The 14,881-nt window shown below is 51.0% G+C and carries 18 protein-coding genes; 14 read left to right on the top strand and 4 right to left on the bottom strand.

Going from position 1 to position 14,881, the window contains the following annotated elements; all coding sequences use genetic code 11:
* Positions 1–246 precede the first annotated feature (246 nt).
* The 5 genes from ABEA66_RS27930 to ABEA66_RS27910 all read left to right on the top strand — a co-directional run bounded on the left by ABEA66_RS27930 (position 247) and on the right by ABEA66_RS27910 (position 5,379).
* Complete coding sequence (locus ABEA66_RS27930; protein WP_345592822.1) at positions 247–1,446, top strand: glucose-1-phosphate adenylyltransferase; 1,200 nt, start codon at positions 247–249, stop codon at positions 1,444–1,446.
* Positions 1,447–1,523: 77 nt separating this feature from the next.
* The gene (locus ABEA66_RS27925) at positions 1,524–2,078 is read left to right on the top strand and encodes a hypothetical protein (RefSeq protein WP_345592820.1); all 555 of its coding nucleotides are present in this window, start codon (positions 1,524–1,526) and stop codon (positions 2,076–2,078) included.
* Positions 2,079–2,251: 173 nt separating this feature from the next.
* The gene (locus ABEA66_RS27920; RefSeq protein ID WP_345592818.1) at positions 2,252–3,301 is read left to right on the top strand and encodes a Leu/Phe/Val dehydrogenase; all 1,050 of its coding nucleotides are present in this window, start codon (positions 2,252–2,254) and stop codon (positions 3,299–3,301) included.
* A 443-nt stretch (positions 3,302–3,744) separates the two neighbouring features.
* Positions 3,745–4,167: a helical membrane plugin domain-containing protein gene (locus ABEA66_RS27915; RefSeq protein ID WP_079914087.1), complete on the top strand. Its 423-nt coding sequence runs from the start codon at positions 3,745–3,747 to the stop codon at positions 4,165–4,167.
* 33 nt (positions 4,168–4,200) lie between these two features.
* Positions 4,201–5,379: an NAD(P)/FAD-dependent oxidoreductase gene (locus tag ABEA66_RS27910; protein WP_079914088.1), complete on the top strand. Its 1,179-nt coding sequence runs from the start codon at positions 4,201–4,203 to the stop codon at positions 5,377–5,379.
* Positions 5,380–5,509: 130 nt separating this feature from the next.
* On the opposite strand, the gene ABEA66_RS27905 is transcribed toward ABEA66_RS27910, so the two are convergent.
* A complete protein-coding gene (locus ABEA66_RS27905; RefSeq protein ID WP_179136260.1) occupies positions 5,510–5,668 on the bottom strand; it encodes a hypothetical protein in 159 nt (52 codons plus the stop codon).
* Between the two features lie 187 nt (positions 5,669–5,855).
* Here ABEA66_RS27905 and ABEA66_RS27900 point away from each other — a divergent pair, with 187 nt between their 5' ends.
* The 6 genes from ABEA66_RS27900 to ABEA66_RS27875 all read left to right on the top strand — a co-directional run bounded on the left by ABEA66_RS27900 (position 5,856) and on the right by ABEA66_RS27875 (position 9,774).
* On the top strand, positions 5,856–6,299 hold the full coding sequence (locus ABEA66_RS27900; RefSeq protein ID WP_079914089.1) for a DUF948 domain-containing protein: 444 nt from the start codon (positions 5,856–5,858) through the stop codon (positions 6,297–6,299).
* A gap of 131 nt (positions 6,300–6,430) precedes the next feature.
* Positions 6,431–6,766 carry an STAS domain-containing protein gene (locus ABEA66_RS27895; RefSeq protein ID WP_192705054.1) on the top strand — a complete coding sequence of 112 codons (336 nt, stop codon included), beginning with the start codon at positions 6,431–6,433 and terminating at the stop codon, positions 6,764–6,766.
* Between the two features lie 20 nt (positions 6,767–6,786).
* Positions 6,787–7,236, top strand: coding sequence for an anti-sigma B factor RsbW (gene rsbW / locus ABEA66_RS27890; RefSeq protein ID WP_345592812.1), 450 nt, complete (start codon positions 6,787–6,789; stop codon positions 7,234–7,236).
* The gene (locus ABEA66_RS27885) at positions 7,233–8,009 is read left to right on the top strand and encodes a sigma-70 family RNA polymerase sigma factor (protein WP_079914092.1); all 777 of its coding nucleotides are present in this window, start codon (positions 7,233–7,235) and stop codon (positions 8,007–8,009) included. Before rsbW ends, ABEA66_RS27885 begins: the two co-directional genes overlap by 4 nt.
* Before the next feature lie 393 nt (positions 8,010–8,402).
* Positions 8,403–9,368 (top strand): magnesium transporter CorA family protein, encoded by a 966-nt coding sequence (locus tag ABEA66_RS27880; RefSeq protein WP_345592809.1) that lies wholly within the window; start codon positions 8,403–8,405, stop codon positions 9,366–9,368.
* Positions 9,369–9,456: 88 nt separating this feature from the next.
* Positions 9,457–9,774, top strand: a complete 318-nt coding sequence (locus tag ABEA66_RS27875; protein WP_079914094.1) for a hypothetical protein — start codon at positions 9,457–9,459, stop codon at positions 9,772–9,774.
* A gap of 208 nt (positions 9,775–9,982) precedes the next feature.
* On the opposite strand, the gene ABEA66_RS27870 is transcribed toward ABEA66_RS27875, so the two are convergent.
* The 3 genes from ABEA66_RS27870 to ABEA66_RS27860 form a co-directional block, all read right to left on the bottom strand.
* On the bottom strand, positions 9,983–10,432 hold the full coding sequence (locus ABEA66_RS27870) for a YtxH domain-containing protein (protein WP_345592806.1): 450 nt from the start codon (positions 10,430–10,432) through the stop codon (positions 9,983–9,985).
* Positions 10,433–10,463: 31 nt separating this feature from the next.
* Positions 10,464–10,724 (bottom strand): GlsB/YeaQ/YmgE family stress response membrane protein, encoded by a 261-nt coding sequence (locus tag ABEA66_RS27865; RefSeq protein ID WP_028549951.1) that lies wholly within the window; start codon positions 10,722–10,724, stop codon positions 10,464–10,466.
* A gap of 148 nt (positions 10,725–10,872) precedes the next feature.
* A complete protein-coding gene (locus tag ABEA66_RS27860; protein WP_345592803.1) occupies positions 10,873–11,253 on the bottom strand; it encodes a glyoxalase superfamily protein in 381 nt (126 codons plus the stop codon).
* 256 nt (positions 11,254–11,509) lie between these two features.
* On the opposite strand from ABEA66_RS27860, the gene ABEA66_RS27855 reads away from it, so the two are divergent.
* The 3 genes from ABEA66_RS27855 to ABEA66_RS27845 all read left to right on the top strand — a co-directional run bounded on the left by ABEA66_RS27855 (position 11,510) and on the right by ABEA66_RS27845 (position 14,880).
* Positions 11,510–12,346 (top strand): GNAT family N-acetyltransferase, encoded by an 837-nt coding sequence (locus ABEA66_RS27855; protein WP_345592801.1) that lies wholly within the window; start codon positions 11,510–11,512, stop codon positions 12,344–12,346.
* 135 nt (positions 12,347–12,481) lie between these two features.
* A complete protein-coding gene (locus ABEA66_RS27850) occupies positions 12,482–13,417 on the top strand; it encodes an MraY family glycosyltransferase (protein WP_377740205.1) in 936 nt (311 codons plus the stop codon).
* 206 nt (positions 13,418–13,623) lie between these two features.
* Positions 13,624–14,880 carry a M16 family metallopeptidase gene (locus ABEA66_RS27845; protein WP_345592799.1) on the top strand — a complete coding sequence of 419 codons (1,257 nt, stop codon included), beginning with the start codon at positions 13,624–13,626 and terminating at the stop codon, positions 14,878–14,880.
* The last annotated feature ends 1 nt before the right edge of the window (position 14,881 follow it).

The raw sequence follows: 14,881 nt of genomic DNA, 5'->3' as shown, positions 1-14,881 counted from the left end.
TTGCCTTCAAATTCATATCGTCCGAGTTCGGGCGGCGTATGAAGTGATTCACTCCCTCATCCACCTTCCCTCCATCCCTGGGATTTATTTTCCCCGTCTCCTCCAGATTGAAAAATCGATTATAGACCATACTAATCAGGAGTGCCCAAAACCTAGAAGCGCTTGTTTCAATGCGGTCCCCTTCGTTTAATCAATACTATGAAGGTCAGGAAAACTACATAAACGGAAAGGTTTGGTGATGACGGGATGACACAAAAGCAATGTGTGGCTATGCTTCTTGCCGGAGGGGAAGGGAAGAGATTGGGCATACTGACGAGTCAAAAGGCGAAGCCTGCCGTTCATTTTGGCGGCTCAGCCCGAATGATTGACTTTGCGCTTAGCAACTGCCGGCATTCCTGCCTCGATACGGTTGGTGTAGTGACACAGTATCGTCCCGAGGCTCTGCATCGTCATATCGGTCTGGGCTCCGCATGGCTGGAGAAGCCGGAGCAAGGGGAGATAGCTCTCTTATCGTCCCGCCAGTCCCATATCGGCGAAAGAGGATACCACGGGACGGCCGATGCGATTTACCGCAATTGGTCCTTTATCGAGAAGTATAACCCGGATACGGTGCTCGTCCTTTCGGGCGATCACATTTATCATATGGATTATCGCAAGCTGCTGGAGCATCATTTGACAGCGGGCGCGGATGCGACCATTGCCGTAACTCCGGTACCTATATCGGAAGCGAGCCGCTTCGGGATTATGAAAACTGATTCCAGCGGACGCATTACGGAATTCGCGGAGAAACCGAAGGCTCCGGCAAGCAATTTGGCTTCTATGGGCATTTATATATTCAATACTTCCTTCTTACGCACATTCCTGGAACGGGATGCTCAGGATTCGTCTTCAAGCCATGATTTCGGGAAGAACGTCATTCCGGCCATGCTGGAGCATAACGCCAAGCTGTATGCATATGAATTCGCCGACTATTGGAAAGATGTCGGAACTATTGAAAGTCTGTGGGAAGCCCATATGGATTTGCTGGGCGGAAGCCCCGCCTTCGTTGCAAGCCGGGACTCCTGGCCGCTCTACAGTGCCAATGGCTTGGCCCAATCGCGCTTTGTAGAATCGCTGGGACTCGTAAGGCAATCGCTTATCTGCTCCGATTGCACCATTCATGGGCAGGTGGAGCGCTCGGTGATTTCCACGGAAGCTGTTATAGGGCAGGGCAGCCGTATTTTCGACAGCATCATTATGCCGGGAGCACAGATCGGCAGCGGAGTGACCATTTACAAATCGATAGTCGGTGAAGGCGCCGTTGTACGTGATGGCACCACTTGGGGTTCGGCCGACGGGGAGATGATCTCCGTGATCGGCGACAGAGAAGTCATCAGCATTCAGGGGCAAAAGCTGCCGAAAATTTTCGTTTCGGCTAATCAATTGCAAGCGGAGCTCATAGGCTAAATAATAAGTCTATTGTTTATGATTTCCCGGCAGCATGTTTTTGGGTCCTAACACCACACATTGGGGAGGGAAGGAACATGAACAGGATGTCTTGGATGATTACAATAACGACGATATTCCTATGGACGGGCTTGGGAGTTGTTCAGCCCATTCACGAAGAGGCTGCTTTGGCCATGACGGATTCCTCCAAGCCGGGGGGCCGTTCGGACATGTCGGTCCAGCCGCAGAAGACGAATCCGGAATCGGGCCAGCCCCGCTTTCAATCCGTGAACGGATTGTCGCTAACGGATGATTTGAAGACCGTGTTCGAAATGAAAGGCCAGCCCCTATCAATGAAACAGGATGAAATATTACCTTCCTTAAAAACTTACACCTTTAACGATTGCAGCATCATTATGGTGGACGGCGAAATCGAGTACGTGGTGGTGCCGGCGTCAACCGGGAAGCTGGATATCGATGGGGACCAGGTTCCGATGGATATCGACAAGCTTAAGGTTAAGCTGGGGCAGCCCTATTTTGTCAGCGAGGACGGTATCGTCTATAAGGATGGAAGCCATGTCTTAAAAATCTACACCGATGTAGTCAGCGGCAAGGTGACTTCGGTTCACTATTTTCAAGAAGCCGTTCAGTAGATGCAAGAGCCTAACCCCTGTTTCCACATAGGAACAGGGGTATTTCTTATATGAAACGTTCTTTGCCTCCCATTTGGAGTCACCAGCGTCCATGCCTTTGAATATGTCTATAGTAGAGTCATGCATTTGTGATGAATACCCTGAACAATCGGCTTGGCGAAGGGGACCTCTCTATGGAATTATGGGAAGCGATGGAGCTGGATGATACGGAACAGCTTGTCCTATGTCAGGATAAGGGCAGCGGCTTGAAGGCGATTATAGCAATACACAATACCCGTCTGGGACCTGCACTCGGGGGGTGCCGTATATGGGACTATACCTCGGAGGAGGAGGCTATTCGGGACGCGCTTCGTTTGGCAAAGGGGATGACGTACAAATGTGCCGTTTCGGGCCTCCCCTATGGAGGCGGCAAGGCTGTCATTATGGGCAAACCCGACCCGGCAAGGCGGGAGGCGGTCTTTCGCTCGCTCGGCCGCTTCATTGAAACGATGCAGGGGAGATATATTACCGGCATCGATCTGGGGACGACGGTTCAAGATATGGATGCCGTCAGGCACGAGACCGTTTATGTAACGGATACGACGGGGTCCTTATGCGCAACAGGCGAATTCACAGCGGAGATGACGGCATATGGGGTTTATTTGGGGATACGTGTTGCCCTGAAGGAAGTGTACGGAACCGATGATTTGAACCGCATCACGGTGGCGGTGCAAGGCCTGGGCAAGGTGGGCACCTTCTTATGCCGATACCTGAACGACGCAGGCGCCAGATTGATCGTGGCGGATGTGGACGAACGGCGAGTCCTCTTCGCGATGAAGCAATTTGGCGCGAGCGCCGTCATGCCGGATCAAATATACGCCGCCGCGTGCGATGTGTTTTCCCCTTGTGCGCTCGGGGGGATCTTGAACGATACGACGCTAGGACAGCTTCGCTGCCGTATCGTAGCGGGCGCCGCAAACAATCAGCTCGCCGAACCGAGACATGGGGTGCTGCTGAACGGGGCAGGGATTCTTTATGCTCCCGACTATGTGATTAATGCAGGCGGAATCATTGTTACCGCGGCTGAGCTTAACGGCTGCAACGGGGCTCAAGCCAAACAGCAGGTGGAACGCATCTCGGCCAATGCAGCCGGCGTGTTCCAATCAGCCCGGACAGAGGGGATTGCCGCATCTCTTGCAGCCGATAGACTGGCCGATCAGCGGCTTGTCGGTGCGGCGCCTTAAATTATAGATAAGAGCCGCCGTTTGTTTCGTCCGAAGGATGGGCATGAACGGCGTTTTTAATATTTTCAGGGTATTTGTTTCATTTTCAGAAGAATTCGCAGGCAAGTCTAAAAAAAGGATGATTCCGTGCCATAAATAGGGCATAAATCCGTAAAATAGCTTAATTTGTTCGCAGAATGTTCACAGATGTCGAAAATTGCTTTTTTCTAATTGACGAAGTAGGAGTATAATAGGAACTACATAGGATTCCGTTCGCACCTGTTCTATCGCAAGGAAAAAGTTAAATGCTGGACTTCTGTCTTACTTGTGAAAAAAGTTACAATTAGCAATTAGCCTGAAATCCAATTTTCATAAATCTCCTTGAGACGGAAAAGCTATAATGAATGAACAGGGATGCAAACACTGGCGGTTTTCTATCTCAATGCAAAGGAGGACGTTTACTTATGTCAGAAGCAACACAAACGATTTCACGTGAATCTGCGGATGTTCTTGACCAATTGATGAAGCCTGAGGTGCAGCAATCTCTAACCGTCCTGGTAGAGAACCTGCCTAAGCTGGCTGAATTGGTTACTATCCTGACCAAAACCTACGACGTGGTACAAAACGTAGTGACGGACCAAGTGCTGATCGAGGATATCAAGGGTGGTATGGAAGAATTCGTAAAACCGATTCAAGATGGTGCTAAAAGTATTGCATCGGCTGCTATCGAGGCTAATGATCGTGTAGCGACAGCGCAAACCACTTCTGTCGGTCTGTTCGGCATCTTGAGAATGCTGAAAGATCCGCAAGTGCAAAAAATGCTGCAGCTTTCCCAAGCTTTCCTGGATGTTATGGCTGAGCGCCGTGAACAAAAGGAACAGCGTTAATCCATTGGATTTACCATAGAACGGAGGATAAGTATGTCGAAGCAAATTTTAATTTTGGGCGGCGGTTACGGCGGATTGTTGACTGCGCTGACTGCACGCAAATATATGACAGCAGAAGAAGCAACCATTACTCTTGTGAATCGTTTTCCGACTCACCAAATCATTACCGAGCTTCATAGATTGGCTGCAGGTAACCTGTCCGAGCAGGCTGTAGCTCTTCCTTTGGAAAAGCTGCTTCGCGGTAAAGACGTAAATCTGCGCATTGACACTGTTGAGAAAATCAGCCCGGACGAGAAAAAGGTTCTTATGGCCAGCGGCAAAACGTATGAGTATGACGTTCTTGTCATTGCATTGGGCAGTGAAACGGCATTCTTCGGAATCCCAGGTTTGCAAGAAAACAGCTTCGTTCTGAAATCGGCGGCTGACGCTAACCGCTTGCGTGCGCATGTGGAAGAGCGCATCGATGCTTACGCGAAAACCAAGAACAAAGCGGACGCAACGTTCGTTATCGGCGGCGGCGGTCTTACCGGTGTCGAGCTTGTCGGCGAATTCGCGGATATGCTTCCTGGCCTGTGCCGTAAAAAAGGGATCGATTTCAACGAAATTTCCTTGTACTGCGTAGAAGCGGGTCCTTCCATTCTGGCAGGCTTTGCTCCTGAATTGGTTGAGCGCGCTCAAACCAGCTTGGAAAAACGCGGCGTTCAGTTCTTGACCGGCGTTCCTATTACGGAAATGACGGAAACTACCGTATCGTTGAAAGACGGAAGTTCCATCGATACGAGCACTTTAGTATGGACCGGCGGCGTTCAAGGTAACTCCGTTGTGGCTAACTGTGGTATCGAAGTAAACCGCGGTCGTGCAACCGTAACAGACTTCCTGCAATCCACATCCCATCCGGACGTATTCCTGGCTGGCGACAGTGCGGTTGTGTTCGGCAAAGAAGGCCGTCCATATCCTCCTACCGCTCAATTGGCTTGGCAAATGGGCGAAACGATCGGCTACAATATTTTCGCTTACTTCAACAACGGACCAAAGCAAGAGTTCAGCCCTGTATTCTCCGGTACGCTTGCAAGCTTGGGCCGCAAAGACGGCATCGGTACGATCGGCGCGAACCAAACCCGCTTGAAGGGCTTGCCTGCTACCCTGATGAAAGAAGCAAGCAACATGCGTTATTTGTCTCATATCAACGGCCTTTTCACGCTTGCCTATTAATTCATATGCCAAAAGCCTTGCCCGGAATTGCTTTCCGCAGCAAGGCTTTTTTGCTTTGATTACAGAAAAAACTTCGCCCCATTCTTGGATGAAAACGGAGGGGGCGAAGTTTTTTTGGTTTGTACCGGTTTTACCGGAACATAGGGAAGATATAGCGCACAATGAAGTATAAGAAGCCAAAGAAGATGACGATGTAGGCTGCGTATTTAATGAAGGTGGAGGCGACAAGCCCTTTATCATATTTTTGTTCGATGCGCTTTTGTTCAATATCTACATTGTTCGGTTCCATGCTGCATCGCTCCTTTACATTCATCTCGAATTGGGTGAAGCGCTGTAGCATGTATTACCCCGGCTTTGCGAGAATGAATCAAGTTTCATTATGTACCTGCGGAGGGTAATAGCCAAATAAGGATGAATAAGCGGTACCGGCTTACGGGGCTGAAGCTGACATTCATGAACTCTGGGGAGGGAAATCCATGATCATTCAAATCAGTGTAGCTGTCATCGCCATCGCGTTTGTGGTTCTGGTCGTTTTTCTAATTACGACACTGCGTTCCGTAACATCGCTGCTGGGCCAGACGAATACGACCATTCGTGAGCTGCAGAACGAAGTGAAGAATATGACGCAGGAGGCGTCCGAGCTGCTCGGGCATACGAATGAGGTGACTATGGATATTTTGCAAAAGCTGCATGCTCTGGAGCCTGTATTTGACTCGGTCAAGCTGGCAGGTGAGGCGGTCGAGGAGGTCACTTCCTCGGTGAAGCAGGCATCGGCTGCGGCGGCCCGTACGATCAAGGAAAAGGTGACGGAAGAAGCGTGCCGGCCCATGGCAGGAACTATCGCCAAGGCACTGCAGCTGGCGCCGGTGGTGCTGGAAGCCTGGCATCAAATCAAGCGGCGTCAATCGCCAGCCCCTTGATGCAGCATTCGGAGCACGGGGAAAATAAAAATTCATGACAACATCCGATTTCGGTTGTTTCATTGGTTCCTTTTCGGGGTAATGGTATGATAATGGGAAACAAGTTTGGATGTTAGAGAGGAGCTTAAGGAATGAATCGAAAGCATACGTTCGAAATAGAAAAAAAGGTCACTCCAAATAGCAATCTGGTTTATTTAAAAGGCGAGCTCGACTTGTCCAAGGCGGCTGAATTTCGAGCGGCTGCGGATTCCTTCGTAGCGGATACGGACCGGTTGATGGTGCTGAATCTGAAGCATTTGGGGTATATCGACAGCACGGGGATCGGGGTGATCCTATCTCTGCTCAAAGCCCGACACGTACTGAAAGCTCCGATCATTGTAGAGGATATTCCTCCCAAAATTAAAAGGCTGTTCGATATGACCGGGTTAACCCCGTTTATCCAAGAAACCAAGAATAACGCGATATAAGAAAGGGTAGAAGAGAAGATATGAACTGGGAAAATCGTACGGTTAGTATGACGTTACCTGCCGAAGCGGAGTTTATAGATCTCGTGCGTTTGACCTTGTATGGCATATGCACCAAGCTCGGCTTCTCCTACGAGGAAATTGAGGATATGAAGGTTGCCGTAGCCGAGGCATGCAACAATGTGGTCGTCCACGCCTATGATCCGGGCAGACCGGGAACGATGGATATCCGTTTCGAAATGCTGGAGAACGGGGTACGTATTTCGGTTAAGGACCATGGTCACAGCTTTGATTATGAAGAGAAAGCTCAACAGGCCACATCGCTTCATCATAAATCAATAGAAGAGGCGAACATCGGAGGCTTGGGCATTTATTTGATGCAGGCGCTGATGGATGAAGTGGAAGTGATGAGCGAGAGGGGGACCGAGGTCATATTGACCAAACGTCTTAGTAGAAGTGAGGAAATGGTATGAAAATAAATTCAGAGAGACCGGCATTCCATATTCACGATCTGATTGCAAAATATCAGCAAACGGGTTGTAATGAGGTCGCCACCTCTTTGCTGCTGCAGTTTGAACCGATGGTCAAGATGGCTGCGGGCAAAATGTCGCGCAACCGTCCGGACCTCTATGAAGATTTGTACCAGGTGGGACAGATGTCCATGCTCCGGCTGTTTAAGCAGTTCGATACGGAGCAGGGGGTTCAATTTGAAGCGTACATGATGAAAAGCATCATAGGACATATGAAAAATTACTTGCGCGATAAGTCCTGGTATATCCAGGTACCGCGGCGCGTTAAGGAAAAAAGCGGCCGTATTCAAACCGCTATCGATATGCTGACGGTTCGGCTTGAGCGGTCACCCAATGTGGAGGAGATCGCTCAAGAGGTGGACCTTTCCGTCGAGGAGACAATCGAGATTCTGGCCGGCCGTGAATATTATCACTATGTTTCTTTGGACACGCCGTTGTCTACGGAGGACAATGGGGCCACTATCGGCGATTTGCTGAGCGAGGAGAAAGATGATTTTCAGCAGCTCGAGCGCAAGCTGGATTTGGAAGATGCGATGGCGCGGCTGAAAACCCAGGAGCAGCAGGTGCTCCATCTTGCTTATGTAGAAGGCCAGTCCCAGCGGACCATAGCGGAGCAACTGAACGTATCGCAAATGAGCGTATCCCGAATTCAGAAACGGGCGATTGACAAGCTGAAGCAGTTTTTTACGGAATCCCGCGAAATTTCGGACGCTTGATAGCCTAGTGGACAAGCCTTCGTGTAAGCGCGTTCAGATTGCAGATTTTCAACAGACTCACGCCCTCTCGAGAGCGTAAGGTTGTTGAAAAAACCGGTCATATAGAAAAATGTAAAAGGTGGTAGGTGGGTATCCCTCGTAGGAGCGATAGCGTCCGCCTTTGGTTCTCGAAAATACCCGCTGTAAAGCGATATAATCAAAATTTTTCCGGGAACAACAGCTAAGGGCTTTGCAAAGCAAAGCCTGCTTCGGAAGCTTGGCCGGAGGGGGATACCCCACCGGGGTACCAATGCTATTTTTCAAGCTTTACAGGTTTTTCAACAGACTCACGCCCTCACAAGGGCGTATTTTTATGCGCACCTGGTTAACACGCCTGGAGGGAGGAGATGGACAATGACAATTCGACAGCTCAACATGCCTGGCGGGTGGAGATGGCATGTCGGCGATGATTTGGCCGCAATAAAGGGGGATGAGGCATCTCGGGATGATCTTCATTCGGTCAACGGCCTTCAGCAGCTCAAAAAGCACAGCACGGTCCGCTTCCGTACACCCAGAATCCGAATGTATGATAACGGCTCGAAAGCTTTGTACGGAGCGATTCTGTACGGCAGCCCGGCTCCGCGCGAGGATCAAGAGGCTCTCTATGTATCGTTTTACTTGGCTGAGAATGAGTTATTTACTTCCGAGCTGGATTATTCCAGCATGAGTCCTCATCTGGATGAAGAGAGGCTCCATGATAGGATGAAGGGCTGCCGCACGGCGGCAGAGGGCTTCTTCGTGCTGCTGAGTGAGCTGGCTTTGGTCTGCCTGCATGGTCTGGATCTGCTCTCCGCCAGGCTGACCAAGCTGGAGCAGCGAATGAGAAGATTTAATAACGCGCACCTGCTGGACCATTTGATAGAGCGGCAGTACGATCTGCTGCATTGGCAGCACCGGATTACCCCTCTGGAAGAACTGCTGGTAGCCGTGAAGGAGCTTTATGATCCCGAGCAGCTGGCGCGCTGCGAAGCCTATCGTCTGACGTGCCTGCGGGTGGAACGGCTTACGCTTCGAATGGCGCATTTTAACGACGAGGTGAGCACGCTTCTGGCTATGGATGAGAATATAGCGTCGTACAGAGGGAACGAGATTATGAAGACATTGACCGTATTTACGGTCGTCTGTACGCCGGCGACGGTCTTTGCGGGCTTGTGGGGTATGAATTTCAAAGAAATGCCCGAGCTGGAATATCAATGGGGCTATCCGGTATCCATTGTATTCATTCTGCTGCTTACCCTTATCGTCTACGGATGGCTGAAGTGGAAGGGCTGGACAGGAGATTTGATCCGCGGGAAAAAGAAGGATTCCAACCTGTTCTAAACGCCGCTTGCTTCGTTTCAAGCTGTCAGGTACAGGGTAATGATACTTAAGCAACACATTATCCTATTGTACAAAGGCGGTGTTTGCCATGACAGTAAAACACAGTATCCCTTGCGGGGGCAATGAGGTTTCCGTTCGTCAGACCGACTCGGACAAATTTCAAGTTACCATTCAATCCCAGGTCAATCCGCTGGGAACAGGCAATGTGTTGGAAACGTTCTCAAACCTGGACGATGCGATTCAAGCGGCAGAGCTGTTCTGTAAGCTGCACGCAGCGGCCAAGGAGCTCGGCTATCATTTGGAAGACGGTCATTTTGTAAAGCCGGACAGGCCCAAGCTGCATGTAGGGATGCTTTTGCACGAGCAAACGATGCCGGATGAGCTGGTACTGCTGCTGGAACGATAAGTCCATATAGATGAAGCTTAAACGAGTAGGCGCAAGCAGGCGGCTGTCAAATGGAGACAGCCGCCTGCTTGCGGCTTTATTACATAACATCGAGGTCCCCGTAAAGCGCCCCGCTATGCGGGGTCATCTCTTGCGGCCGGGCATAAAAAGCATGAGAAAAAGCGATGCCCCCGAAGGAACATCGCTGGTTTGAGAGAAGCATCGGAAGCTACCCCTGAGAGGCTGTCTTAGCTTTATCCAACGCCTCGTGAGTGTTAGCTTCGGCGTGATCCGCCGCTTTATGTGCGGTATCGGCCGCGCGATCGGCCAGACGGTGAGCGGTATCCGCCGTTTTATCCGCTGCTTGCCGCACCTTATCTGCCGCAGCCTCTGTTACCTTGTGCGCGGAGTCCAGCGCCTGATTTGCAGCTTCCCTGGTTTTCTCCAGCAGCTCGGTGCCTTGCCCGCTCACGGTTTCTACCGTATCCGCCGCTTTGGTTTTCACCAGCTCCAGCCAATCTTGGCTCTTGGCCTGCAGGGATTGGACTTTGGTTACAAGGTCCTCTCGCAGCTCGCGGCCTGATTTCGGTGCCAATAGAAGAGCGATCAATGCTCCGGCAGCACCTCCGATAATGGTTCCCAAAACGACATCATTTCGTTTGCTTTCCGTTGCTGTCATCGTTATCCACTCTCCTTACCATGTAATGGGTTTAAGACTGTTTGCCATTTAAGGTTCTGGACAATAGCGTTAGCAGGAAGACGAATAATGCCGCTCCTACAATGGCCGGAACCACGGCGAAGCCCCCGATGATAGGTCCCCAGGTCCCGAGCAGCAATGCCCCGAGCCATGCGCCGACGAACCCTGCAATCATCGATCCGATAATGCCCCCGGACATTCCTCCTGGCGCAATTGCCGAACCGATAGCCCCGATGACAATAGCCATGATGATCGTTATCAGCAAGCTGATCATCCCCATCACGCTCCCTTCCATTGGGTTGTCTTGCATGATAATTAGTACCCGTTAGGAGGAATCGTGAAACACAAGAACAGCCCGAAGCATCCCGGCGGGAAGCAGAAGGGCTGTTAGGGTATAGTGCTCATCATAATGGCGCAATAGGCTATTCATGCTCATAAAAGATCAACCGATTGCCTGCAGGGTCCAGCACCGTGATTTCCTTCGCCCCCCAAGGTGCTGTTTCGAGTCCAGGCTTCATATATTTGTACTGCTTGGCGGAAAGCCTCGCGTAAAGGGCCTCAATATGCTTAGTTTCTATCCGAACGGCCGCACCAGGGCAGCAATCTCCGTGATGCTCGGATAAGTGCAGCACGCAGCTTCCGTTAGAGATTTGCATGTAGAGAGGGAAGTTATCTTCATATCGATGCTCCCAGTCGAGCTCGAATTCCAAATAATGCAAATAAAACTGTTGAGTCTTCTCGACGTCAAACATACGCAGTATCGGTATGACTGAATGGAGCTGGTATTGCTGCGGCTTATCCATAAATATTCATTCCTCCCTTGTCTTGCCGGGCGGTGTGTGCCCTGCATCTTCGTATGTCCGCCATACTTATCGGCAGCTGTTACTAGCATATACAATAATTCCCTGTGGTACAATCCTGGTTATTTTCCTTTGTTTCACTACTGCTGCGGAGGAAGGCTTTATAAAAACGTAAGAAACGGTAGAATATGTCTATTAGATTATGTATAATAATTCAATATTATTTATTTTTATTCACGACAAAAGAGGTGGTTCATTGATGGACATAGTCATTCGACCGATGCTATGGAATGATCTGGAGGCTGTAGGCCAGCTGCGTCCGGAGGGATGGGGCGATATTGCACCGCAAATGCTTTATTATTGGAATGATCCCGGCTGTATGACCTTTGTTGCCGAGCGGGGAGATCGTATAGTCGGCGTGGCTAACGCAACTTGCTGGGGGCCAACGGGATGGTTAGGCCCCATTATTGTGGAGCCCTCGTCTCGAGGTCTAGGACTGGGTTCGCGGCTCACCCGGACCGTAATGGACGATCTCCATTCGAAGGGCTGCCGCACGCTTCAGCTTATTGCTACCGAGTTCGGCAAGCCGGTATACGAGAAGCTGGGCTTCACCGTAGAATCCCGGTACTGCTTCTTAAAGGCGGAGCCGGAGGCCGTGATGGAAGAAGCGATCGGATCAGAGCAGCTGAGGGCCGTTCAGGCAGCCGATCTTCCTATGATCGCAGAGCTGGACCGGAGGGCGGCTGGAGAGAACCGCATGACTGTATTGGAGAAGCTGCTTCAGCATAACGGCGGCTGGGTCGTTCCGAAGGAGGATGGGAGAGGCATTCGCGGCTATTATTTGCATGGAGCTCCGTGGAGCCCCGGTCCTATTGTGGCGAGCGATGTGGAAGCGGGGAGAATGCTGCTGCGGCAGGCTGCAGTCTCAGAGAAGCATCGCTCCATCGGGGTAAGCGAGCTTAATACGAAGGCGATAGATTATCTTCAGCAGATCGGATTGACGATCGCCTCCTACGCCGATCGCATGGTGCTGGGAGAACGTTCGGCATGGCGTCCCGATATGATTTATTCCCGTATCAGCGGCTCCCTTGGTTAAGCAGGCTTCATTCGACAGCATGTTCACCCTCCTGCCTCTGTGATATAATGGAAATTGTCAGTTTATTCTTATCCATTCGACTCATGTGACAATTTTTGAGGAGGGATCGTTATTTCGTACTTTATTGCTGGACTGATATCGTTTGTGATTGTATTGGTAAGCATACCTCCGCTGCGCAAGCTGGCTTACCGGATCGACTTTGTGGACAAGCCCAGGCCGGACAATGAAAGAAAGATTCATCGGGAACCGATCCCGCTTACGGCAGGAATCGCCATCTTTGCAGGATTTGTCCTTACATACCTCTTGTTTATAAGAGATAATCTGTCCCAAACCTTAGCGATCATGGCGGGCGGATTGCTCGTGCTTATGATCGGACTTGTCGACGATTGGTACAAAACGCATGGCAAAGAGCTGTCGGCTCTGCCGAAGCTGGTCGTTCAGCTGCTGGCGGCCGTCATCGTATACAAATCCGGGATCGTATTTCATGGCTTCACGAATCCGTTCACCGGGGAAGAAATTCTTCTATGGACCTGGGCGCAATTTCTGCTGACTATCACCTGGATTTTCGGCGTAACGACGGTCATTAACTTCTCGGACGGCATGGACGGACTGGCCGGCAGCTTATCGACGATTTCTGCGCTGACGCTGTTCATTGTCGCTTTGGCGAAGAATCAACCGGATTCCGCCATGATGGCGATCATTCTGGTCGGCGTCGGCTTAGGCTATCTACGCTATAACAAGCCTCCGGCCAAAGTGTTTATGGGGGATGCGGGAGCCTCGTTCATCGGCTTTATGCTCGCGGTCATTGCTTTGAACGGCGCCTTCAAGCAGGCGACGGTCTTGTCTTTGTTTATCCCGATTCTTGCGTTAGGCGTTCCGATCTTCGATAATTTGTTCGTGGTCTTCAAACGGTTCCTGAACGGCAAACCGATTTATCAAGCGGATACGAGCCAGGCGCATTACCGGCTGTTGGCCAGCGGATTGAATCCGAAGCAGGTGCTGATGTTTTTATGCTTGATCAACGTATGCTTTGGACTGACTTCTATCATCATATTGATGCTAAAAGTATAATGTATGTGTACAAGCCTGCCGTGCTGCTTAGACGCGGACAGGCTTTTTTTGTGGGAAATTATATTTGGCCAAAAAGCAGAAAATGGGCCTGAAAAAGGGAAAATTAGCCTTTTGCCTGCATAACGGAAGGGGAAGGACAGGGAAGACCCGAATACGTATATCTTAAGCGGGATTTTTGTCGAGGAATCACTGAGAGGAGACGGAATATGCAAAAGACGACTTTGGCTAACGGACTTACGATAGTGAGCAAGCACAACGAGCAGGCCGTGTCGACCCTGATCTGCTACTGGGTTAGGGCAGGGGGGCATTATGAGAAGCAGTATCCATACGGCATCGCGCATTTTTTGGAGCATATGCTGTTTAAGGGAACGAAGGGACGAACGAAGGAGCAGATTACGAACGATATCGAGAATTACGGCGGCAGAATGAATGCTGCGACCAGCGTGGACCGGACCCGCTATTATGCTCATGTTCCTTTTGATAAATGGAGGCAGGGGGTAGAGCTGCTGACAGATATGGTGTTCCATTCCGAATTTCCGGAGGAGGAGCTCCAGCTTGAAAAAAAGGTGGTGATTGAGGAGATCAAGAGAGCTCACGATAATCCGCGTGATCACGGGAGCCGCACGCTGCTGCGCATGCTGAGGGCCATGCACCCGGAACGGGCAGGAAATCTGGGGACGGAAGAGACGCTCACGGCGATGACCAGAGAGGATCTTATCAAGTACCATAGGCATTACTACAAGGCTAGCAATATCGTGCTGGTCGTCACAGGCAATATCGAGCATGACAAGCTTGTTGAATATATCAGCTCTCTGGATATTCCTGCATCGGAGCCTTTCACGGAGCCGTTGGATAAGCTTCAGCCGTACCAGCTCGGCGGGCGTGTCATTCATGAGGCCAGAGACATCCGGCAGGCGCATCTTCATTGGGGAATGTACGGCCCGAGCTCTTATGAGGACGATAAGTATGCCGGTTATGTAGCTCTCCACCTGCTGGGAGGCGGACACGGGTCGAGGCTTAAGCGGCGTATTCGGGGAGAGATGGGGCTGGCCTACGAGGTATGGGCTGCCATTAGTCCCATGGTCAGTGAGGGCTTCATCACGGGCTATGTCGGCACCGATCCGCTTCGGCTTGAGGATGCCAAAAACGTAATTCTTGAGGAGCTGGAGCGGATGCATCACGAACGTATCACGGACGAAGAACTGGAGAGGGCCCAGAATGCGATTATCGGCAGGCATATGATCTCTCAGGATCAGACGGAAGCCGTGAACAGCAGGCTGGCCTCCGAGCAGCTGTATCGGATCCAGACAGACCCGCACTATTTTGCCGCACAAATCCGCAGCGTGACGCCGGAGGACGTCATGGCGTTCGCCCGGAGCTACCTGCGCAAGGATCAAATGCTGTTCGTCCAAGTCAGCCGGGCGGAAGAGGCCGGGCAGGATGAGGGCCATAAGGCGGTATAAG

It is taken from the genome of Paenibacillus vulneris, assembly GCF_039543185.1.
GTDB classification, from domain to species: Bacteria; Bacillota; Bacilli; order Paenibacillales; family NBRC-103111; genus Paenibacillus_S; species Paenibacillus_S vulneris.
Note: the sequence above shows the minus strand (reverse complement) of the source record. Positions and strands in the feature narration are given on the sequence as shown.